Source organism: Puia sp. (assembly GCF_036500295.1).
In the GTDB taxonomy this organism is placed as follows: domain Bacteria; phylum Bacteroidota; class Bacteroidia; order Chitinophagales; family Chitinophagaceae; genus Puia.
This window is the reverse complement of record NZ_DASYCH010000133.1, coordinates 37,330-59,135: the sequence shown is the minus strand read 5'-3', so window position 1 is coordinate 59,135 and position 21,806 is coordinate 37,330. Positions and strand designations below refer to the sequence as shown.

The following is a 21,806-nucleotide window of genomic DNA, read 5'->3' as shown; positions in this document are numbered from 1 at the left end:
AGGCAAGCGACTATGCAAAAGAAAAAGGGAAGGCAGTTGCGATATATCAAGAGCAAGGCGAATGGCACTACATCGACGCCGCTACCGCCTTCGGACAAGGCCTTCCTGTCGCGGAGGTTATTTCGGCACATCAATGAGCTGCCGCTCTACATCTTCATCGATTGTCTCATAGACCGCCGTCTGTCGGGCCTGGTCATTTCAGGGGTTTTTACAGAAGAAGAGCTCGCAGCCGCCTGGTTTATCCTGGTCGACCAGTACAATGCGGCTATGGGGGACACGGACGGCCGTCTCTATCTATCCCTTTATAAGACTATTGTCCTCAAAGAGATCGATATCAAGATGATCCACGATATCGTCGGTGTGCTTAATATCGTCTACGACGCGGACCTCGCCCAGAAGCTCAACAGCTTGATCGGCGCCAGCTTCAAATTCAACCCCTTGGATGTAGAGGGTTATAAGAAAATGCTTCAGCGGTGTCTCAACCGGAGCAAGGGCCTTCAGCTCGACCTCGACCGACGGCGGCTGGAATTTGACACCCTAAAGGCCAAAAACCAGGGCGAAAAGATCGAGCCCACCCGGGAGTATTTCCAGACCGTCCTCATCAATCTTTCCGACTACGCCAAATATCCTGTCGACGATAAGATTACCACGTTCGAATACTGCGAGCGTATCCGTCGACTCACCAAATACCTTGAAACGGTAAAACGATGAACGAAGAGCTCATATCACAGTACGTCGACAGGGCCGCCATACAGTCGGACACCGACTTTGTGATCGCGCAGTTGAAGGCGCTGAAGGAGAGTTTTGACGCCATATCAGCCCTGAAGCTCAAGATTAACTCTGCGCAGTCGGTTGGGGATGTCGCAGATGCGCTGGGCAAGGTAAAGGATGCCCAACAAAAAGTGGCCGACAGCTCCACAAAGATGGCCGACGCGGCGACGAAAGCACAGGCCGCCAATGCCAAGGCATCAGTTTCCTACGACAACCTGTCGACATCAGCGAAAAAAGCTACGGCAGCGCAAGGGGATGCGGCTAATAGTGCGCTGGATGCCGTCACGGCATTCGACAAGATCGCCCGGAAGCTGGCGGAGAACCAGATTGCCGGTGACGGGCTACGGCAGCAGCAACGCGATTTGAAGGAAGGCTATGCCGAAGGCACCATCACCCTTGCTCAATATCAAGAAAAGTTAACGGAAGTAAAGATCGGCCTGCAGGAGATCAAAATATCCAACCAATCGTTAACCACGTCTTTCAACGCGCTGGAAAAAGGCTCCCAGTCCGCCGCGGGATCTCTGAATGAACTTCGGTCGCAACTATCCATTGCGCAGCAGGCATACGACAAACTAAGCGGTACGGAAAAAAACTCCGAGGGAGGGCAGCAAATAAAATCCCAGGTCGACGCCTTGAGCGCCGCCGTAAACTCATTAGAGCAGGGTACAGGGCGTTTCGGGCGCAACGTCGGCAACTACACCAATTCTTTTTCCAAGGCCCTGACGGTCCTACAGGATCAGCTGGCCGGGTTAAAGGGGGAATTAAGCAACCTTGACCCGGGGTCGAAAGGCTTCGCCCAGACCGAACAGCAGGTGGCGCTCCTGGAGCAGATACTGCAAAGCGTGTCGGGCGAATTCTCATCCTCCAGACAGCAGCTCCGGGCCTTCCAGGAGGCCGCTGTCAACCTCGGGCTCGCCGTAGGACAGACGGACGAAAAGTTCCTCCTGTTCAACGAAGCCATAGGCGAAGTAAAGAATTCCATCAACGACATTAAAGCCGCGACTGCCTTCCAGGCTCAGGATGCAAAAGTTATCGTTGGTCTTACTTCAGCAGTAAATGGCCTGGTGGGAGCCTACGGCGCTGCTCAGGCAGCCATTGCACTCACCGGCGAAGAATCGGAGGACGCCCAAAAGCAAATGGCGAAGTTTCAGCAGTTGCTTGTTCTGATCAACGGATTACAGCAGGTCAGCAACGCCCTGCAGGAAGAGTCTGGGGCTGTCCAGTTAGTGCTGGCGGCGAGGACGGCTCTGCTGAGCGCTGCGAAGAAGATAAACATCATCCTGACCTCCGAGGCCGTCGCCACAATAAACGCGGAGGCTGAGGCAAATCTCGCCCTCATTGAATCATACAATGTCGTTATTACGACCGAGGCAGAAGCTGCCGCGGCGATAGAGGCGGTTGTGGCGGCGAATACCGAAGCCACTGTGTCAGCTTTGGGGCTGGCCGAGGCGGCGGCGGCAGAGGCTGCGGCAATGGGTACGGCCACAGCCGCGACGACAAGTTTCGGCGCGGCACTCGTCGCTACCGGGATTGGGGTCGTCATCGTTGCCGTCGGCGCAGCCGTGGCCTACCTGGTTGTGAAGATACAGGAATGGACGGCATCGACCGCGCTCAGCGTCGAGCAGCAGAAAGACTTGAACGACGCCCTGGCTGCTCAGTCCGACGCCCTGCAGAAGATCAGCGACCTGCAGGACAAGTCCGGGAAGAAGTATCTCGATGACCTGCAGCATCAATTGGAATTAGAACAGGCGAGCGGTCAAAACCAGTTTGCTATACTCGCCATTAAGCAGAAGATCGCCGACAAAAATGCGGAGATCGCCGACAATAAATATGCTCTGGCGCTGAGTAAGGCGGAAGATCAGTATGTAAAACAGGGCCTTATCGGTATCGATGCCCTGCACAGGGCGCAGGGCGACTATTTCGAAGACCTCACCAACAAAACGTATAAGGTATCGGTGGTTCAGCAGGAGCTAAATAACGCCCTGTCGCTTACCGACAAACAAAGGAAACAGCAGGGCGTCTCCAACAAGGATATCGACCATATTAAGGACCGCCTGGCATTAGCCAAAAGCGAGCAGACTAACGCGCAGGCCAATTACGACTTTTATGAAAAGGCCGAGGAGGATCGGACCAAAGGCCACAATGAGCAGGAGAATATCCGCACCGACGTGTCGAAGTTGAATGCCGACGAGATCCGCGAGTACACGTTGTTGTCCGAAAAGCTCAGGGCAACGGCGATTATCGACGCCAACCAACTGATCCTAAATAATGAGGCGTCCACCAAGGACCAGCGCATTGCCGCCGAGGAGGCCATACTGGCGGCGCAGAAGGCGACCGCTCAGGCCGAACTGAATGCGAAGTTGTCCGATCCATCGCTGACAGATGGACCCAACGGGCAGAAGGCGCAGGCCAGAAAGCAGGCGGCCGCCGATCAGATAAAGCTGGAGCAGGATACCGCCGAGAAGATCAGGGCCATCACTGAGCAGTACGCGAAGAAAGACCGCAATGCCTCTGCCCAGATATACCAGTTGGAGCTGCAGGACCGGATAAATGGTGATCAGGTTGTTATCGACGATGAAAAGGTATCCTACGAGAAGAGACTCGCCGCCCTGTCGGCAGCGGAAAGCGATCGCCGGGCTGTTATTATTTCCCAGTATTACAATGAGCTGGCGGACGTATCGCTGACCGAAGAACAGCGGGCAGCGATCCTGGCGAAGGCCAATAGCGCACTGAAGGCGGCAGAAATAAAATATCAGTCAGATGTCCGAAATATAGTCAAGCAGAATCAGGCCAAGATATTGGCCGATCTGCAATCTTTCGCCGCGATCCGGCAGGCCCAGATCAATACGGATGAGGCGAATGCTTTAAATGAGCTGAACGAGAGATACAATAGCGGGCTCGTCTCGGTAGCTGCGTATGAGAAGGCCAGAACCGACCTGCAACGCAACTATGCTAAGCAGCGTCTTCAGGCGGCGATACTTGACGACTATAGACTTATCGCCCAAACAGAGGTTGGCACTGCGGCTCGCGCTAAGGCTGAGGAGCAACTAAGCAAGGATATCCTTGCTCTTAGTCAATCCACAACCGACAAACAAATCGCCGACCAAAAGAAGTTGGCCGACGCTTATAAGGAGGCATTCAATGCGGTTCAAGATGCAGTCTTCGCCGCCTTGGATGGGAGCATTGACAGCCAGAAAAACGCCATCCAGAAGCAGATCGACCTCATCACACAGCAGAAGGATGCGGCGATCGACGCTGAGAATGCTACGGCGGATGCGGCTGCTGTAAAGGCCGATAAGATCGCCAATATCAACGCAAAAGCTCAGGCGGACACAGAGCGGCTACAGCTGCGGCAAAAGCAGCTGGACGTACAGAAGGCGAAATATGACCGGGCGAAGTCGATCGCGCAGGTGATCGAGAAGACGGGCGTGGCTGTCATGGAGTTTCTGTCCGAAGGAGATGTGCCACTCTCCATCTTAGCCGGCATAACTGGCGCGGCCGAACTCGCCACCATCCTTGCTACGCCTATTCCGCAATACCGGTATGGCACCGGCGAAGGCGGTCACCCGGGCGGTCCGGCTATCGTTGGGGATGGCGGCCGGCAGGAGCCTATCATTCTCCCCAGCGGAAACGTGCTACTGTCGCCTGCAGTCGCCACCCTGATCCCAGACCTGCCGAAAGGCTCCGCCGTGCTACCCAGCGTTGAGTCGATTGCCAATGACCTGCTGCGCATGTCCTTGCGTGCAATGCCTACCTATACCGGGCAAGTGAGAGATGACGGCATGGCTGAGGCGATGGGGCGCCTTGAGACTCGCCTAAAGAGTCTGGAGCAAGCTATTAACAACAAACCCGTTGCGATGATTCACAATACATATGCTGGTGTTCAAACGAGTTTTGAAAGCGCCCAGCGGCGTCAGCAATGGCTTAACCGAAATCTGCAATCGTAATGGAAGGTAAGCCGTTCCTATATTTTCTTGAAAATGAGCTGTCTCAGTTCTACTATGTGGATGCCCTTGGCAACCTACAGGTTTCGTCGAACCCGGTGCCGCTGACCTTTACCCCGGACGGTTGGCAGGACATATCAATCCTGACGGAGAAGAACAAAGCCTATTTCGGCTACGACCGCACGTATGGGGCGCCGCAGAATTTTGTCGAGGACGGCGCGAGGATACTGAAGAAGATATTCTACGGCAAGGGTTTCGAGACGCCGGTGTACCTGGTGATCCTGGAGCAGCAGTTGTACTTCTCCGACACCGAATACGGGTACTATTACGACCTTCTGGTCCGTTGCGAGGTGGACCTGTCTACCTTTAGTCATAATGGCCCTGTAGTCACCGCCAGCATCCTGGACGGCGACATCAGCCGGGCCCTGAAGGCCAATGAGTCGACCGACTACGAGTTTGACGTTGACGTCGATGCCGCGAAACCGGTCCTGTTGGATGGCCTTAGATTACGGGAAACCGTACAGGCAATCGCCAACCAGTCGGCCGGGATATCCGTGGCGAATAGGCGGAATATCATTATCGAGTGGCAGATCACTACCACAGAACAGAACAGCCAGCTGGGCGCGGTCAGCACGACAGGTGTGACCACGTCCTACGACGATGATGCGGCCGTGTTCGCCTCTAAACGCAATCTTCTCAAAACCACCGTCGCGACCGATCTGGTGACCAACTGGGACTTTAAGGCCGACATCCTCATGCGGGGCGGCACCACGAAGCTGTTTATCGTCTGGCGTGTATTCACGGCTGCGGGCGTCCTGGTGAATGACCCGTCGTACATACTGGATACCGAGAACCTGGTGTCGGGGGTATCCTTTTCCAAGCAGCTGACCGGCACTAAAACTATCAATCTGCCGGCCAACTGTACCGCCTATCTGTGCGCGATCGTTTCCAATGACATCAATTCGAATACCGGCATTGCGGACGTGACCTTCCTGTTTTCCGACACGACGTCTACCGGCAACGCCGGCGACCCCAATCTGTCTTTCGGGTACTTCTATCGGTTTCCCGCGACGACCTGCAACACCCTGCCGGCCGCTTATCTCTTCCAGCAGCTGGTCGATAAGATCACCAACGGGAACTACGGCGTCACCAGCACACTACTGGATAATCTTGACCCCTACGTGGTCTTTACGTCCGGCGATGGCGCCCGGGGACTGCCTGGTGCCAAGCTGAAGACGAACCTTAAGCAGTTTTTCACCTTCATCAATATGCGGTTCGGGGTGGGGATGGGGGTGATTGGCGGTCGCCTGGTCCTGGAAAAAAAGAGCTTTTGGACGTTGCAGGATGGCATCCAGGTCATCAACATCGGCGAGGCGTCGCAGCTGAAGACGACCCTCAATACAGACTTCCTGTTCGCCTCGATGAAGATCGGCTATCCCAACCAGACGTACGACACGGCCTTGGGGGATATCAACGGGCGATATGAGTTCAATATGACTCAAACCTGGATCGCGCCGGTGACCCGGGTCAATACGGTGCTGGACCTGACCACGACGTACCGGGCGGATATGTATGGGATCGAGTACACCCGGATCAACCTGGACGGCAAAACGACCTCGGACAGCAGCTCGGATAATGACGTCTTCGCGATCGCCGTTATCCCGGCCGGCCCTACGCCCCTGCAGTTGGATCGGACTCAAAACCCGTTTATCGTCGGGCTCCTGGATGCGGAAACCGCGTTCAACAGCCGGCTGTCGCCCAAACAATGCTTTCTCGCCAATGCCGACTACTTCCATTCCTGCCTGGACATGCTGGAAATGAAGAGCATGGTATTCTCGACCGCCGATAAGGACGTGGCGATGGCTATCAATCTACCAGACGGCACCGTCATCGAGGAGCGGGCCGATGTACCGATCCACACCATGCCGCCGAAGCTCTTCCGGCCCTATACCTTCGACATTGTGATCCCCGACCGGGTGAATATATTTACTCTGAGCCAGCGCAAAAAGATCGTCCTGACCTACAGTCAGGGTACGATCTCGCTGGGCGGCTTCACCTTAAAGACTGGATCGCAGCCGGCCAGCAACGCGCCCCAAAACTACACGCTGCTATGCAGTGCGGACACGGAAATAACCCCATTAATCGACGTCTATGAGTAATACGCTATACATCCCCGAGGCCAACCCTATTCACTTTGTGCCGGTCAATCCGAACACGCCGGGGTCGTACGCGACTAGGTTTTTTGATGCGTATGTATTTGCGGATACACTTAGGGACTTTGAGCAGCCCGATAAATTTTTCATGCCCTGGTATAAAAATGACCGCATCCATTTGCAGTTTCAGGCCAACTTCGCGCCCCTGCAATTGGACGTCCAGGACTGCGACCTGAATACCGTCCTGACAGTCACGGCGGCGCAGGTTCGCGCTAATAGATATCAGCCAGGGTTTTATATCTACGAAGCGTCCATCGACGTCAGCAGCCTGCCAGACGGCGCCTTCAGAATACTGCTCACCCCGGGCGAAGATGATTCCGCAGCGCAAAAATCCGAGTGGCTGCAATTGTCACTAAATACTGAAAATACCATATTTTTAGAATACTTCAACAGCCGGTTCAAAGACGACGTGGTGTATGAAACGGGCATCCGGTTCGGGTTGAGGGTTCCGGGGTTTCTACAGAAAGTGGCGCCGGGAAGCGTGGATCAGCTGTATAAGGATCAAATCCTGAATCAGTCCACGCTATCATCGAAGCCCTTTAAAAACTGGAAGGTGTTCATCGGCGATGGGCGGGGGGTGCCGGAATCGCTGATCGAGAAGGTGAACCGGGCGTACGCTGTCGACAATATCAGCCACGACGGGCGATTGCTGGCGAAGGCGGACGGTGCGAAATGGACCGAGGCGACGGAAGATAAGAAGCGCCTGGTGGGGTATACGATGGACTTGGTAGAGGGCCTGAACCGGCCCAGCCGTATCGTCAATCCCGATCTGAACACGAATATCCGGCTGATCGTGCAGTATAATATCGAGGCTGGTGTCTTCGGGGATACCAGCGGACAGGCCGGCGAAAACACAGTATCCATTAACTACTACGAATAAATGGGAAACATAACAAGGTCATTCAGTATTGATGTGGTAGGTGTGACCACCTTTGTTATTTTCCGTTGGCGGAAAGTCTCAGACCCAACGGTTGAGATCGACCGTCGGGTGTTCGGCCCTGCTCCCGCCGTCACCAACAATTTCAGCATTACCGACCTCGACCCTGTTACCTACGAATTCGACACCTATGTCTCGTCCGACGGGGTGACGCTCAATACTCTTTTTGCCACCTACACGATGGACGTCAAAAACAACGTCATCACCAATGAGCGGTGGTATTACGTCGTCGGCAGCGGGGTAGGGAATGCACCGGCGGCAGACACGCAGTCCCTGGTCGACAGCAACCTGGATGGCAAGACCGTTACCGGCGTCTTCCAGCGAGCTTTCGGTTATCTCCTACCTACATCAGAATGGGTGCGCACTTCTGGCGGCGTTGATCTGGTCGGGGCGTTGGAGTTCAACCAGGACGACGTCTATATAGTCGAAGTGAGTTACGTCACACAGTCGACGGACACCTCCGGCGGAGTGGTTGGGCTGTTCTCGGGAATAAAGGTAATCACCGCCAACACCACCCTCGACAATACCTATTACCAGAAGCGGATCAAGCTCAATGGAGCTGCGCCGCAGTTGGTTGTGACGATGGACTCCATCGGCAATATCCCTGACGGCAGATATTTCTACTTCGTCGACAACGACGGCGGGGCGCAGTTGCAGACAAAGGTCGTTTCCCCCGACGGCTCCTTCAAATGGAATGGTAATACGACAGCGGAGATATGGGTAGGGAAGGGCGAGCATCTATGGGTTGAAAAGCAGGGCAGCAACTTCGAGCTTGTCCAGGCTCATCCAGGGCTTACGGCCGTCTACGAGATATTCGAGGGCACCTGCCTGGCGCATCCCAATGCGCTGCCCGAGGATAACACCCTATTCAGCGCAGACGACTACCCACGTATCTGGTGGTTTCTTAACAACAAGCTCTCGCCCACGCTGGTGATCAGCGACAACAACCTGGATCTCGGCGGCTATGTCCGGCCGGCGAACAAGCAGGGGCAATTCATTATCAGCGCCTCGAAGCGCAAGTTTCGGATGCCTGATACCCGTAACCTCAGCAAAAAGGGCTTGGCGCGGTTTGACGCCGGCAGCTGGAATCTGGACGCCACCAGGGCCTACGACTACCCAGGCGGCTTCCAAGACGCGATGGTGCTTCGCCACCGGCATGTCATGCACGGCTTCAATGCTATCAGTGGACCTGCCGGGCTGCTCTTCTTGAGCCGCGCAGGCGGCACCCAGGGCAAGCGGTACGACGCAGGCGGAGGCACGGACAACTTCGGCGGCAGCACCACTCCTGATACCGATTTCCTTACTGGCGACACGGGTGGCGACGACAATATCGTGAAAAACTTTGGCGTAATTCATTTCAGACGTATATGAAAAAAACACTCTTTTTCCTGTTTTCGGTTCTGTGCTTGGGCGCCTCCGCTCAGGTCGATACCACCAAGGTGCGGCAGCAGATCAATGCCTATGGCTATGAGTGGAACAACGCCGCCTTCAACGGGTCGCTCAGGATTCCCAGGGACACTTTTAAGCTGAAGGTGGCCGACAGCGGATCCGTGGCTTACAAGAGCGGTGAGCTGTGGAAGTGGAACGGCTATCTGTGGTCGCAGATCACGGGCGCCGGCGGCGGCGCTGACTCTGGCTTTCAGGTTCTGATCGTCAACGGCCTGGCAGGGATGCCCGTAACGAAGTTCGTGGACGGCTCGGGTAACCGGTTCATCCTGGTGGACACTTCTGCACCCAACGCCGGAGCGATCCTGACGCGAGGAGAAGGGCAGAGGAAGTTGGACTCAGCGAAGACAGCCAACGACGTCACATACAAGCAGATCGCCGACTCGAATAAAACGGTCAGCTCCTATGCCAGCGTAGGGCGGCTGAATAAATTGGGGGACTCGCTCACCTTTCTTCTCGTTCAAAAGCTCGATTCCAACCAGTCGATACACTCCTGGGCAAGCATCGGCCGTATCAATAAAATAGCGGACTCCTTATCTAACCTCTTTGTTCGAACGATCGATTCCAACAAAAGCATCCATTCCTGGGCGAGTATAGGACGGATCAATAAGATTGCCGATAGCTTGGGGGCGCTGATCGCCGCGGGTGGGGGAAGCTCCGTCACTGTATACGATTCGACTAAGGTATGGAATACAGGAGGCGTCATTTATACGTCAACTCTGGAAAACAACGTGCAGGAAGCGACGGGTTTGCTGGATAGTAATTCGTATGCCTATAGCGGCTCTGTGGCGTCCTCTTATTTTGTCCGAAAAGTGGTTGCCACTGAAGGCTTTGGCAGTCCAAGATTGATCTATTTTGAAACAAAGGACTCCTTCAAAACACATTCGTCGCCCATTGTGCTGATGACGGGGTATTTTCGAAGCAGCATTCACCGCAAAGGCGATAGCCTCATTATGATCGCTGTCAAAGTGTCTAACGGGAGCGTCGACCGATTCGCCTCAACAGCGTTAGGCGCCCCAAGTTTTACCCTGACAAATGCCGCGATTCTTTCCTTTGGTTCCACCGGAACATGGAATGGACTCGGTTACGCTAACAGTTATGTATTCTACGATCCAGATTCCACTTCGTCGAAGCCTTATCGAATGATCATTGACGGCGTTAGCGCCGTGAAAGCGTATTCCGATGGTATATTCGCCTCGGCTGATGACGTTAACTATTCGCCTTACACCGACAGTAATTGCACTTACCTAACCGGAGTTTGGGTTGGAAAAGTCGGACCGGTTTTTCATATGATCGGGCACCGGGCGCCATTAACTAACGATCCTTCCTCGGTGAATTATGTTCTACCTACCGATATTTATCACGAATGGTCCCTGGATTTTAAGCATTGGTACATCGACATGATCCAGCCTATTCTGGGTAAAGCCACTTTCGACGAGGGCGTGGACTCATCCAACGGTCAACGAGCTGATCCGTCAATTATCGTACAAGGAAACCGAGTAGAACTAATATATGATGCTTTTCGCGACGGGTCAAGTCAGGGCCCCACTCCGCCATTTAACAACCTCGGCGGTCAGATCAAGATGAAGTATGCGAACATGTCGCTGGCTAATCTTTTTCAAACTACCCAGAACGCCGTCAGCGGCCTCCCGTGGCAGGTAGCGGCCAATAGGAATACCAATCCTGTGACAGGTACCGGTTTCGACCTGTTCATCACGGGTTTGGGTGACGGGCTGACTGGGTACGGCATCGGCGCGCGCCCGGATACAAGCGCGCTAGTAACCCTAGGACCTTCAAGCAACCTTAGGGGAGGCATTGAAATGAAGCAGGGCAAAGCGTGGCCGCGTAATCCGTTCCCTGGGACTCTCAACTGGGACGGGGATAGTATCCTATATACTTACCGGACATCTCCGAACAACGTCTTCCGCAAGACCGTCCGATTGGAAGACCGGCAGCATGTGAATACGCGCTTTGACAGCCTGACTCTCGAATCGGTCTTAGCCATTAAGGGAATTTTCATTGGCAACAAGCAAACACATGCAGATACCCTTTATCAGAACGGCTTCCCGTTCGTGTTTAATAATAATTTGCATACTCAAAACCTGTTCTTGGATAGCCTGAATTCGGCCCCGGTGCTACAGATTGCGTCGAGGGGAGTTATTGCGATGACTGACAATGCCAACACTCCGAATCTCACGTTTGGGGGTACGCATTGGAATATGCAATCTATAGGCCTGTCGCAATTTGCTCTCGGCGCCGCAAGGTTTGACAACGTCAACTGGCTTGCCAATGGAAGTTCGGGCGTTCAGATACAGCTTGCTAGTGGCAACTTCCTCGTCAGCCCTTGGACGACAAGCGTGGCCAATTCGCCAATCACTTTTGTTCCTCAGTTTCTCGTTAGTTCTGGCGGAAACACTACCATTGGGGCTGGATCGGACCCGGGTCTTGGAAAATTCAATGTCATCTCATCGAGTAAGCAGATATTTTTCGGTCCATCAGCCACGGTTAATGGAAGCTTGGAAATGGATGCCGGACATAATGTGATCATCAGCACCGGTACAACTGCGGGTACCTTCAAAATGCACCCGGGCCTCATGCCGCCCATGGCCCTCGCCCGGGATAGCGTTATCGTATCCAATACCGGCACGGCTGGGGGGCCCACCTCCTACGGCAAATTTGCGTTCGCGAAAATGGCTCGTTTGGATAGCGCGGGAACCTTTGGCGACAAGATGACATTCTTTGCTCCTACCACCTCCAAGCCATCTGCTAACTTTCCGGCCGGAACTTTTCCCACTTCTCCATCCGTTGGGGATTTCGGATTTGACGGCACTCACCTCTACTTTCATACCTCTGGCGGAAACACCGATCTGTTATTGGGCGGCGGCGGCGGAGGCTCTTTGCCATCCGGTCAAGTAGGTTATGGCACAGGGTCGGGGATCACCTCCTCTTCAAATTTCATATATGACGGGACGCAACTTTTTATCGCAGGGGTTGCTACCAATAATTCACCTCTCCGTGCTGGCAACTGGGAGTTTTCAACGCCCGCTTTGAATAACATGGCGTTCGGTGATAACTTTCATTGGAACAATGGCGCGTCCGCCTACCAAGCAACTCAGACTGGGTACGTATCCGGGATTCAAATGTTTCACGGTAACGTCGGCATATTCAACGGAGGCACATCAACGGTATCTGCCGGTGGAAGCGTCACCTTTAATACCCCTATCGTGGCTTCGGTTGACGACTCCGTCTATCTGGGTGGAAATATTACCAGTTTAAGCGCAGGGACAGGGGCGAGAATGATCGTCCGCGCCGACGGGGATGTTCGCATACCCACGATGAGCCCGACGCTACTCGACTCTACGAATTACAAAATTTTGGTCCGCAATGCGGCCAATGGGAATTTGCGGTGGAGCAACTGGCCGATGTTCGGGGCGAGCGGCGGATATTCAACGATTCAGGACAACGGCAGTAGCGTATCAGTACAGTCTAAAATAAATTTCGTTGGCGGCAAAGGGTTGGTAAATAACAATTCCGGCAACTCCTCTACAGACGTACGTATCAGTGGGGTTATTTGGAGTCAAACAGCCAATGGGACCGCAATAACCAATACCACAAGTTTCACTACACTTTTGGGTACAGGCGTTGGCAATGGGAGTTTTAACGGAGATGGCAGAGTGGGGGCAACTGCCGTATGGCATGGATTTGTGTTGATAAGCACATTAGGCACGCCTCAAACTATTGAGATAAGTACAGCCGCCGGTCACACCTTCACTCTTCCGGCGGGCCTGTCCAATCAGCTATGCGAACTATCCACATACGTGGTTCAGACGACGAATAGTGGTGGAACTGTGGCGGGGACAGAAACAATGGTGCTGACTATTCCAGGGCAGACCACTATAATGCATACGGGCTCGTATGCGGGGGGCGGCACCGATTTGGTAGACTCTTATCCATTAGTGCAATGGACAACCGCCTCAACCAGCAACTCCATCCAAAGCGTCCTTCCTTTCACCTTAAAATTTGAATAAAAATTATATGAAAAAGCTACTTCTTCTCCTCCTTCTACTCCCGGCCCTAATATCCGGACAGGTTCTGGAGACCTCTTTAAGTAATATTTATAAGCTCGGATTCAGCGAAGCCATCGGCATCCCAAGCGCCGACCAGGGCGCAGCGAAATACCAAGTCTACCCGGGTGAGTACAATACGTACGTCCGCAACCCGGGGACGAAGCTGCTGTATGACATTACGAGCGCGGGGCTGAACCCGGCCAATATTTCCCCGCTACCGGGCAGCCCGGTGATCGCCGACGAGGATCAACCGGGGCAATCGTGGAAAGGATCCGCGGCGCTGCATCATGCCGGATTCATCGACAATACCGGGAATGTCTGGGCTATAGGTCAGGTGACCATATCGGGAAAGTCGGCTGCCAATGGTTTGGTGAAGACGCCGGTAACTAACGCAGTTCAGGTAGTTGCTTATGCCAATGGGGGGGACGCCAACGGGAACGGGATCGCCGTGCTGACCAAAGACGGGAAAGTAGTACTCATAGGAAACACCCAATCCGGCATGCGCGGCGATGGGACGGAAGGCAATGCGGCCGAACCCGCGCCCTATACCGTCAACCTGCCCGTTGCGATCAAAAAGATTCAGGCCGGCTCTTATTTCTTTGCTCTCGGCGTTGACGGTAAAGTCTACCGGTGGGGCGGCACCCGGCCGGACGCCTATTGGTCGCAGTTCTCTTGCGGCGCGTTTTCCAGCAAACCCAACCTGACAATCCCGGCCGCCATGGTCCTTCCTGAACCGATCGTGGATATCCAGGGGGGTGCAGACTGGAGCTACGCGGTAGGCGCCAGCGGGAAAATCTACGTATGGGGGTATGATGGCCGGTACTGGGGAAATTCAGCCCAGTCGCAGAAGCTGCAATGCTTCGATATCACCGCGTCGCTGAAGTTGCCCGGCACAAACGGTCAGCTCTCCATCGGAACCCAGGCTTCCTACTATCTGATGCCCAATGGCGATGCTTACGCATGGGGAGATAATACCGAAGCCCAGATCGGCAATGGGGCTGAAGCCAAGTTTGCCAATGGGCTGGCTCCCTGGAATGGCGGCTTACTGTGGGTCTTCCCCCCAGTCAAGATCAACCCGGCCGGCGTATCCTTCGTAAAGCTCTTCACCAGCATCGGGGATGCCTTTTACGTGTATGCGGAAGACGCCAACGGCAACCTGTGGGTATGGGGCCGAAATAAGGGGTTTGTGCTTTGGAACGGCCAGGGCTCGACCAATAGCGATACGCAGGCCGCGCAGCCCAACTTTTGGGATGTTTTGGCTCCGATGAAGATCGCCGGCTTCGGGACGATCGCTACGACAACGCCGCCGCCTGTAGTGATCCCTGCTTGCCCGACCTGCCCGACCTGTCCCCCGCCGGTAGTTTGTCCGGTGCCGCGGACCGTGTTGTCGGTTACCATCACCCTTTTTGGAGTGGACATAACGATCCCGGCCGCGCAGGTCAAACAGATCACCTACGACAACGGAACTACTCAACTACCATAATGGAAACAGTAAAAGACCCTATCGTATTTGACTCATCCGCGAGAGAAGGTTCCCTCGAAAAAAGAGTAAACACCGTACTACTCAGCGTATCTACAGCGCTCATCCTTATCACCGTTAACTTCCTGTGGAACCTAAAGGGCGATTTCGCTGCCATGCAGGAACGAGAGAAGGCGAGGACCGAGACGATCGATGCCACCAGGGCGGCCGTCAACAGGCTGCAACTTGACATCGAGGACCTGAAGCAGCGGACGACCCGAATTGAAGTATTGCAACAACAAAAATAACTATATGAGAGAAGCACTTAAGGCTATTCTTCGCGGTGCAGGCAACGGCCTCAGTAGCAAGCGGCTCGCCCTTTTCATCTTTATCCTGATGTTTATCGGGGAGTTTGTCATCTGGTATATGTTCGCCAAGGCTCCGCAGGAGGATCTACGCGTCGAGCTGTTCACCTGCCTACTGGGAACGCTGGCTACCGTCTTCGGTGAGCCGATCATGGAAGCATTTCGGCTGATCAAGGGCAGCGGCAAGTCGGACCAGCCTGAGCAAAAGTAAGTCACTAAAAACCAAGCATATGTATATCGCAGGAATCATCGTAACGGCCGGCGTATTTTTCTTGATCGGCCGCAACAACCCCCATTTGGGCGCAGTAAACGATCTTGTTTCGGCGGGGAAGTGGGTCATAGACGAGACCGGCAAGCTCATTGAAAAGATCGCAAAATGAGGCTGATAATCGCTCTCATAGCCATCGCAGCGCTTGCCAGCTGCCATGCGACCAAAAAGGTCACGCAGACCGTGACGAAGCAAGTCGATTCGACTACGACGATCGCTACCCATGTCCAGCAGGACTCGGTGAGTATCGCCCGGCTGATCCAGGGGAAGGACGTCCATATTACGATCAAGTACTTCGACCGGCAGCAGCTGCAGAGTTTCGCCGACTCCTTCGTGAAGACGACGAAGCACTCGATTGAGCAAAAGCAGACTACCCACAGCAGTAGCCGGGGCGGCGTGAATGACCTCCTGCCCGATCAGTCCAGGATCGCCGAGATCACCATTGATGCCGCTTCGATCACCGACTCGGCGGTTGCGGTGCGCACCGCGAAGACGAACGACACCACCCAGAAAAAGAAAGTGGTTACGACCGTTAAAAACCAAATCGTTGTGGAGACACAGACGGCCTGGTGGGACCTGCCCGTGAAGATTGGGTGCGGCCTGATCCTGCTGATCATCATTGTATTAGTCATCTATAAAAAATTCTTCAACGTGAAAAAAGTAATTCTTTTGGCTTTGCCCATTCTACTGCTGGCCTCCTGCCGCTCGAACGACTCCAAAATCCTTTCGACCCGATACGACAGCGTCGGCTTTCACACGGTGTTCGACCACACTCAGATTGGCGAAATCCTTCATCCCGGCGACACCGTCTGGGCGCATAACGTCGCGACCGTAGACACGGTATATCATGTACAGGCCAATACGGCCGAACAATGGCACTACGCATGGGCGCACGGAGATGTCTGGTGGCTCGTTATCGGATTGTTCATTATCGCTGCCGGCCTGGTCTGGTATATCAAAAAGAACAACCCAGGGGCGAAGGAATGGACCGTGGTCGTCCTGATAGCAGCGATTTCCGTCGGGGGCGGAATCATCGGCACTTCTTTGGGTTGGTGGGATGGTTACTCATCGGACATCAAAAAGCCGGTCTACGACGGCTACATGAGCAAGGACGGGAATCTTAACGCTTACTTCTATAACCTGCTCCAATGATCTACGCCATCCAAGGATACCTCATTGTCTACGTCCTTTTCCTTGCCGGGAAGGACGCAGATTCCTACCAGCTGAAGGACCGGCAGGACAACCCACTGTCGTCCGGCCGCGTGAAGCGCTGGCATCGGGACGGCCTGGCGCTGTTCGTCCTGTATGTGGGAATGCTCATGTATTATGAGCAGCCGTTATGGTGGAAGACAGGCCTAGTCGCCATCCTGATCCGGCTGGCGATCTTTGACATCTTCTTCAACCGGTGGTCCAGCTTGGAGATAACCTATCTGGGGGGAACCGCCGGAATGGACAGGCTCTTCGTATCGATCTTCGGCATCAACGGCGCCGTCCGCAAATCCCTTTTCTTCGCGGCCATCCTGGTCGCGCTTAACCTCCTAAACATCTTTCTATGGCACGACCGAATATGACCCGCGAGCAGGTCCTTACCTTGCCCGGTGTCGCAGACCTGGCCTCGGCAGGCCCTGCCATCATCGGCATTCGCGGCTTTTTTGACCAACCCGACCACAATCAGAGGGGCGTATACGACGATGCCGCATTCATGGTCGGGCCTGACGCTGTCGACTTCCGGGCGTTCAACTGGAATACGGATCCGACAATTACCCGTCCCGGGATGGCCGTGCTCCAGCCGGGGACGTACGATTGGAAGAAAGGCATTCACGGGATGCACCACCTGAATATGGGCAATCCCAAAGACAAAGCCGCCTACGACTGGCTCATGGCCCACATTGGGGAGGATCACCCGGACCCGGTCTACCGGCTTACGTACTGGGCATTCCGCCAGGCGTCACCGTTTACTGTTTTGCGCGACGGCCAGAAAGCTCCTGAGACGGTAATTGATCCCGCTAAATGGCCCTGGATCGACGGGCACCACGGCGGCGCGGGAACTAGCTCAGAAGGCTGCCAGACGAACCCCATCGAGCAATGGCTCGAATTCCGGGCCTGTGGGTATGGGCTGATGGACAAGTACAAGTCGACACGGATAAAATATCACCTCATTTTAAAATAGCTAGTGGCCTCAATGGCCTTCGGCGAACAGTTTCTCATAAGCAGTTAGTTTTGGTTCCGACCCCTGTTTCTACAGGGGTTTTTTACTACCTTGGTTCAATGGATAACGCAAAGTTGATGGCCGCAATGGGAGTCATGTATCGAACCGGGGAAATCCACTCCTTCGCCGATATCCTGAAGTACGTCCCGCGGACTGCCATCGCAAAGGCCATTGGACTGGGCGGGGTGCGCTTTAAAAGCAAATGCGATTCTCCCGCAACTTTTACGAACCATGAGATCGATCAGATGGCGCCTTTGTTGGATATTCCGGTGGAAGACTTAAGGGCCATCTGCCGATCAGCAGGGGAAGGAAAATAGCTCACTAGGATCCACGCCCAACCCTTCGGCCAGATCGACGACCGTCGTCATTTCAAGGTTACTCTCACCCTTCTCATATAGGCTGATTTGGACATGATCGACGCCCGAGGATGCGGCCAGCTGGCGCAGGCTGAGGCCCTTCGCTTTCCGAATACTTTTCAAATTTTTGCCGAATTCTTTGATAATCTTCCGCTTGCGCCTATCGATCATTGCCGAAAGGTCAACGAAACCCGGCTATTTTTTGTTGTGGAATTCCACAACAAGTAAGAGTTTTTTCGTATCTTAGACATTCAACAGTATAAGGTTTAATGGTTCAATGGTTCTGATCCCGAGTGCGGATGCTCTGGTTTCTGCCATCAACGCACATGGAACTTCGCCCGGAGGGTTAAGCCGGCCCGATTTTACCGTAGCAACTCTGACGTAGCAACTTCACTTAATCGAGAAACCCCGAGCGACACACTCGGGGTTATTTTTTTGGAAAAGGGGAATGGTTAGTAGCCGCCCCGGGGTTAGGAAAGGACCCCCTCCCTGGCTGGGTTGGGGGTCTTTTCAGGCAAAAGGGTTGTTGACTCTCTTCATCTGCTCATGCATCCAGCCGGCGCGATCGACGTCATATATTTCCCGAACCATGGCCGTCGACCTGTGCGCATTCTGTTCCGCTGCGACCTCTTCGCCGGCCAATTTGCGGGTTTCCGTGGTATTCGAATGCTTGAGGGAATAAAAGTCAGCGGTATATCCGAGATTGCCCTTCACCAGGCGTAGCCACACTTCGCTGATCCAGTCCGGGCGGATCGATCTTTTGCCTGGCACAAATCCTTTTGAGAAAATGAAATCTTCAGGATCGCATTCGATAACGGAGCCTGTTTTCCGGTCGTATTTCAATATCGCCTCTTTCCACAGCGGAAGCGCCACGTTTTTAATGGTCGTTGAAACCTCGCGGTAAGACCGATCTTTTTTGACCAGGCGGACAAATTTCTGGTTCTCGAGGTCGACGTGTTTCCGTTGTACCATCAATATCTCGCTCTCCCGCGCGCCGCTGTGAAAAAATATGTGCAGGAAGCGCCAGAAGCCGTAATTGAGGCGCTTGAGGTATCGGTTGATCGTCGCCCGCTGTGGCATGGACAGCGTTTCGCGGACCCGCTTTGTAGCCTTCCTCTTACGCAGCTCGCGGCAGGGATTCATTTCCAAACCTCCCAGTTCGATGATTTCCGAGAAAAGGATCATCAGGTAGGATCGGTATTTGTTGAATTTGTGGTCGCTCCATTTTGCCTTAACGAGCCTGCCCGTTTCAGCATCGGTCCTGGTCGAGATCTGTGCGCATTGGTCCAGGAGTACCCGGATGTGACTTGTCTTTATTTCCGATACCGGCAGGCTTTGCCAGCTGAGAGCGGTAACGGCGAGGGGTATCCAATGCAACATGCCTCGAATATCGCGTAGGGCGTACTGTGAGCATTTTACCGACTTCTGGGCGGCCTCGAGGGCGACAAGGATGGGGGTGTGTTTGTCGATCAGGCCGGCGACGGAGCTCGCGGCCCATCCCTCGGTGATCGGGTTGAAGCCTTGCGTCAGCCTCCCGAGTTCGTCACTCAGAAGCCTTTCCGTTGCGGCTCGTCGCTCCCGGGCGGTCTTGTAGTCATTCATTCCCTTGGCGATAATTTGCCGGGAGCCGTTGGTGGGATCGTAAAATCTGTAGTGGATGTACCAGGGCCTCGCGCAGCTGGCGGCGACTGTTTTCCAGTTGGCCGGATGGACGGAGGGGGTGCTGGCTGAGCAGCCACCCGGGAGCAGAATACGCGGGTTTTGTTTTCTGGAGCGCTTCATGTGAGCAATTTTCTGTTAACGTTTCAGTTAACGTTTGATAAAAATTGCCACAAAACGAGAGTTTTAAAAGAGTCGGAAACTACTGATATCCAGCAGTTTCCGACTTGTAGCGCGATCGAGATTTGAACTCGAGACCTCAGGGTTATGAATCCTGTGCTCTAACCAACTGAGCTATCGCGCCGGCTATTTACGGATCCGGCCAATGGCCTCCCGTAAAGGGACGCAAAAATAGAGAAAATCCGGCGGAAAACCGCACAAACGAACATCGAAATCTCTGTGCACCAGGGGAGAAAATAGATCGGAGCGAAAATAAAAAAGGCCCTCTGTGGAAACAGAAGGCCGTCTAACGATTGCTTGCCATATGAAAAATCGTAAAAGATCGATGTCGATGATCGCAACTCACTTCTCTTTCTCTGCTATTCTCCCTGCGTTGCGGCCACAAATGTAAGCTCCCCGGAACACTTAAAAAAGAATCGAATAATATCAAAACGTTAAAAAGCTAAATCCTTTTATCAACTCCACCGCTTTCGCTCGTTTCTAAATGCAATATCGGCGGTTTTTCTGAAAAATGGAAATTATTTTGCCGTCGATTAACTATAATTCATCGATTTTCTTTTAGAAACTATATATAGTATAAAAGATAATATAAAAAATGAGGTCTTAAAAGGCTAAAAATGCCGTATCTCCCATGAAAATCACAAATTGTTTAAAAGCTTCAAATAAATATAAAAATATTTTAATTTGTCTGAACCCCCGGATACTCAAGCAGCGCTCGCTCCAGGCAGTCCATCGCCTTTCCAAGGTCCTCCGTATTCAACACATAAGCCAGCCGAACCTCCTTCTTCCCCAATCCCTTCGTCCCATAAAACCCCCCAGCCGGCGCCAGCATCACCGTCTGGTTGTTGTAGGAGAACTTCTCCAGCACCCACTGACAGAAGACATCGGTATCATCCACGGGCAGACTCGCCATCGCATAAAATGCACCCCCGGGGTTCGGGCAATAAACGCCCGGCATCTGGTTGAGCCGCTTTACCAGCACATCCCGCCGCCGCAGGTATTCGGCCTTCGTCTCATTAAAGTAATCCGCCGGCAGATCGGTCGCCGCCTCACCAAGGATCTGTGAAAAGGATGGCGGGCTAAGCCTGGCCTGGGCAAACTTCATCACGGTATCAAGGACGGCCTGGTTACGGGTGACCAGCGCGCCGATCCTGCCCCCGCAGGCGCTATATCGCTTCGAGATGGTATCCATCATCAGCACATTCTCTTCGGCGCCCTTCAGATTCATCGCGCTGAGATGCTCCCCGCTATAACAGAAATCCCGGTAGGCCTCGTCGGAGAAGAGATAGAGGCCATGACGGACCACAATCTCTTTCAGGGTCTCCATCTCCTCCCGGCTATAGAGATAGCCCGTCGGGTTATTGGGGTTACAGATCACGATCGCCCGTGTCCGGGGCGTGATCAGCTTCTCAAATTCCGCAACGGGCGGCAGGGCAAACCCATTCTTGATATACGAGGTCAACGGCTTTACCACCACGTTTGCGGCAACTGCAAACCCGTTGTAATTGGCATAAAAAGGTTCGGGGATGATCACCTCATCGCCGGCATCCAGGCAGCTCATAAAACCAAACAGGATCGCTTCCGACCCACCGGTAGTCACAATGATCTGCTGATAATCCACATCGATCCCCGCTCTTTTGTAATAAGCGGCAAGCTTCCGGCGGTAGCTTTCGTTACCCGCGCTATGACTGTATTCGAGAACCTTGAAATCAAAATGCCGGACAGCGTCCAGGGCCATTTTTGGCGTTTCGATATCAGGCTGCCCGATATTCAGATGGTATACTTTTATGCCTTTCTTTTTGGCGGCCTCGGCAAAGGGGACGAGTTTCCGGATCGGCGAAGCCGGCATCTGTTGTCCGCGCTGACTGATGGTTAACATGGCGCAAAAGTAAAGAAAATGAAAAGAGGACGTTCACTTTTAAAAGCAGACGT

The 21,806-nt window shown here is 53.8% G+C and carries 17 protein-coding genes and 1 tRNA gene; 14 read left to right on the top strand and 4 right to left on the bottom strand.

The features are described 5' to 3' along the window. Window positions 1–12: 12 nt before the first annotated feature. The 14 genes from VGM48_RS24390 (at window position 13) to VGM48_RS24325 (ending at window position 17,996) form a co-directional block, all read left to right on the top strand. Window positions 13–711 (top strand): hypothetical protein, encoded by a 699-nt coding sequence (locus VGM48_RS24390; protein ID WP_331583500.1) that lies wholly within the window; start codon window positions 13–15, stop codon window positions 709–711. Continuing rightward, window positions 708–4,718, top strand: a complete 4,011-nt coding sequence (locus VGM48_RS24385; protein WP_331583498.1) for a hypothetical protein — start codon at window positions 708–710, stop codon at window positions 4,716–4,718. Before VGM48_RS24390 ends, VGM48_RS24385 begins: the two co-directional genes overlap by 4 nt. Then, window positions 4,718–6,874 (top strand): hypothetical protein, encoded by a 2,157-nt coding sequence (locus tag VGM48_RS24380; RefSeq protein WP_331583496.1) that lies wholly within the window; start codon window positions 4,718–4,720, stop codon window positions 6,872–6,874. Before VGM48_RS24385 ends, VGM48_RS24380 begins: the two co-directional genes overlap by 1 nt. After that, the gene (locus VGM48_RS24375; protein WP_331583494.1) at window positions 6,867–7,808 is read left to right on the top strand and encodes a hypothetical protein; all 942 of its coding nucleotides are present in this window, start codon (window positions 6,867–6,869) and stop codon (window positions 7,806–7,808) included. Before VGM48_RS24380 ends, VGM48_RS24375 begins: the two co-directional genes overlap by 8 nt. Further along, on the top strand, window positions 7,809–9,236 hold the full coding sequence (locus VGM48_RS24370; protein ID WP_331583492.1) for a hypothetical protein: 1,428 nt from the start codon (window positions 7,809–7,811) through the stop codon (window positions 9,234–9,236). Further along, window positions 9,233–13,339 carry a hypothetical protein gene (locus VGM48_RS24365; RefSeq protein ID WP_331583490.1) on the top strand — a complete coding sequence of 1,369 codons (4,107 nt, stop codon included), beginning with the start codon at window positions 9,233–9,235 and terminating at the stop codon, window positions 13,337–13,339. Before VGM48_RS24370 ends, VGM48_RS24365 begins: the two co-directional genes overlap by 4 nt. 7 nt (window positions 13,340–13,346) lie before the next feature. Beyond that, entirely contained in the window at window positions 13,347–14,861 is a 1,515-nt protein-coding gene (locus tag VGM48_RS24360; RefSeq protein WP_331583488.1) for a hypothetical protein, read from the top strand. Then, window positions 14,861–15,145, top strand: coding sequence for a hypothetical protein (locus tag VGM48_RS24355; RefSeq protein WP_331583486.1), 285 nt, complete (start codon window positions 14,861–14,863; stop codon window positions 15,143–15,145). Before VGM48_RS24360 ends, VGM48_RS24355 begins: the two co-directional genes overlap by 1 nt. Before the next feature lie 4 nt (window positions 15,146–15,149). Then, entirely contained in the window at window positions 15,150–15,413 is a 264-nt protein-coding gene (locus VGM48_RS24350; protein ID WP_331583484.1) for a hypothetical protein, read from the top strand. 19 nt (window positions 15,414–15,432) lie between these two features. Next, the gene (locus tag VGM48_RS24345) at window positions 15,433–15,582 is read left to right on the top strand and encodes a hypothetical protein (RefSeq protein WP_331583482.1); all 150 of its coding nucleotides are present in this window, start codon (window positions 15,433–15,435) and stop codon (window positions 15,580–15,582) included. Next, a complete protein-coding gene (locus VGM48_RS24340) occupies window positions 15,579–16,622 on the top strand; it encodes a hypothetical protein (RefSeq protein WP_331583480.1) in 1,044 nt (347 codons plus the stop codon). Before VGM48_RS24345 ends, VGM48_RS24340 begins: the two co-directional genes overlap by 4 nt. After that, complete coding sequence (locus tag VGM48_RS24335; RefSeq protein ID WP_331583478.1) at window positions 16,619–17,041, top strand: hypothetical protein; 423 nt, start codon at window positions 16,619–16,621, stop codon at window positions 17,039–17,041. The genes VGM48_RS24340 and VGM48_RS24335 overlap by 4 nt, the downstream gene beginning before the upstream one ends. Beyond that, a complete protein-coding gene (locus tag VGM48_RS24330; RefSeq protein ID WP_331583476.1) occupies window positions 17,023–17,640 on the top strand; it encodes a hypothetical protein in 618 nt (205 codons plus the stop codon). The genes VGM48_RS24335 and VGM48_RS24330 overlap by 19 nt, the downstream gene beginning before the upstream one ends. A 98-nt stretch (window positions 17,641–17,738) precedes the next feature. Further along, window positions 17,739–17,996: a hypothetical protein gene (locus tag VGM48_RS24325; RefSeq protein ID WP_331583474.1), complete on the top strand. Its 258-nt coding sequence runs from the start codon at window positions 17,739–17,741 to the stop codon at window positions 17,994–17,996. Here VGM48_RS24325 and VGM48_RS24320 read toward each other — a convergent pair. From VGM48_RS24320 to VGM48_RS24305, 4 genes are all read right to left on the bottom strand, one after another. Next, window positions 17,976–18,206 carry a helix-turn-helix transcriptional regulator gene (locus VGM48_RS24320; protein ID WP_331583472.1) on the bottom strand — a complete coding sequence of 77 codons (231 nt, stop codon included), beginning with the start codon at window positions 18,204–18,206 and terminating at the stop codon, window positions 17,976–17,978. The genes VGM48_RS24325 and VGM48_RS24320 overlap by 21 nt on opposite strands. Window positions 18,207–18,545: 339 nt before the next feature. Further along, a complete protein-coding gene (locus VGM48_RS24315; RefSeq protein WP_331583470.1) occupies window positions 18,546–19,817 on the bottom strand; it encodes a hypothetical protein in 1,272 nt (423 codons plus the stop codon). Window positions 19,818–19,924: 107 nt separating this feature from the next. Further along, window positions 19,925–19,998: transfer RNA gene (locus VGM48_RS24310), tRNA-Met, on the bottom strand. Between the two features lie 555 nt (window positions 19,999–20,553). Further along, window positions 20,554–21,753: a pyridoxal phosphate-dependent aminotransferase gene (locus VGM48_RS24305; RefSeq protein ID WP_331583468.1), complete on the bottom strand. Its 1,200-nt coding sequence runs from the start codon at window positions 21,751–21,753 to the stop codon at window positions 20,554–20,556. Between the last annotated feature and the right edge of the window lie 53 nt (window positions 21,754–21,806).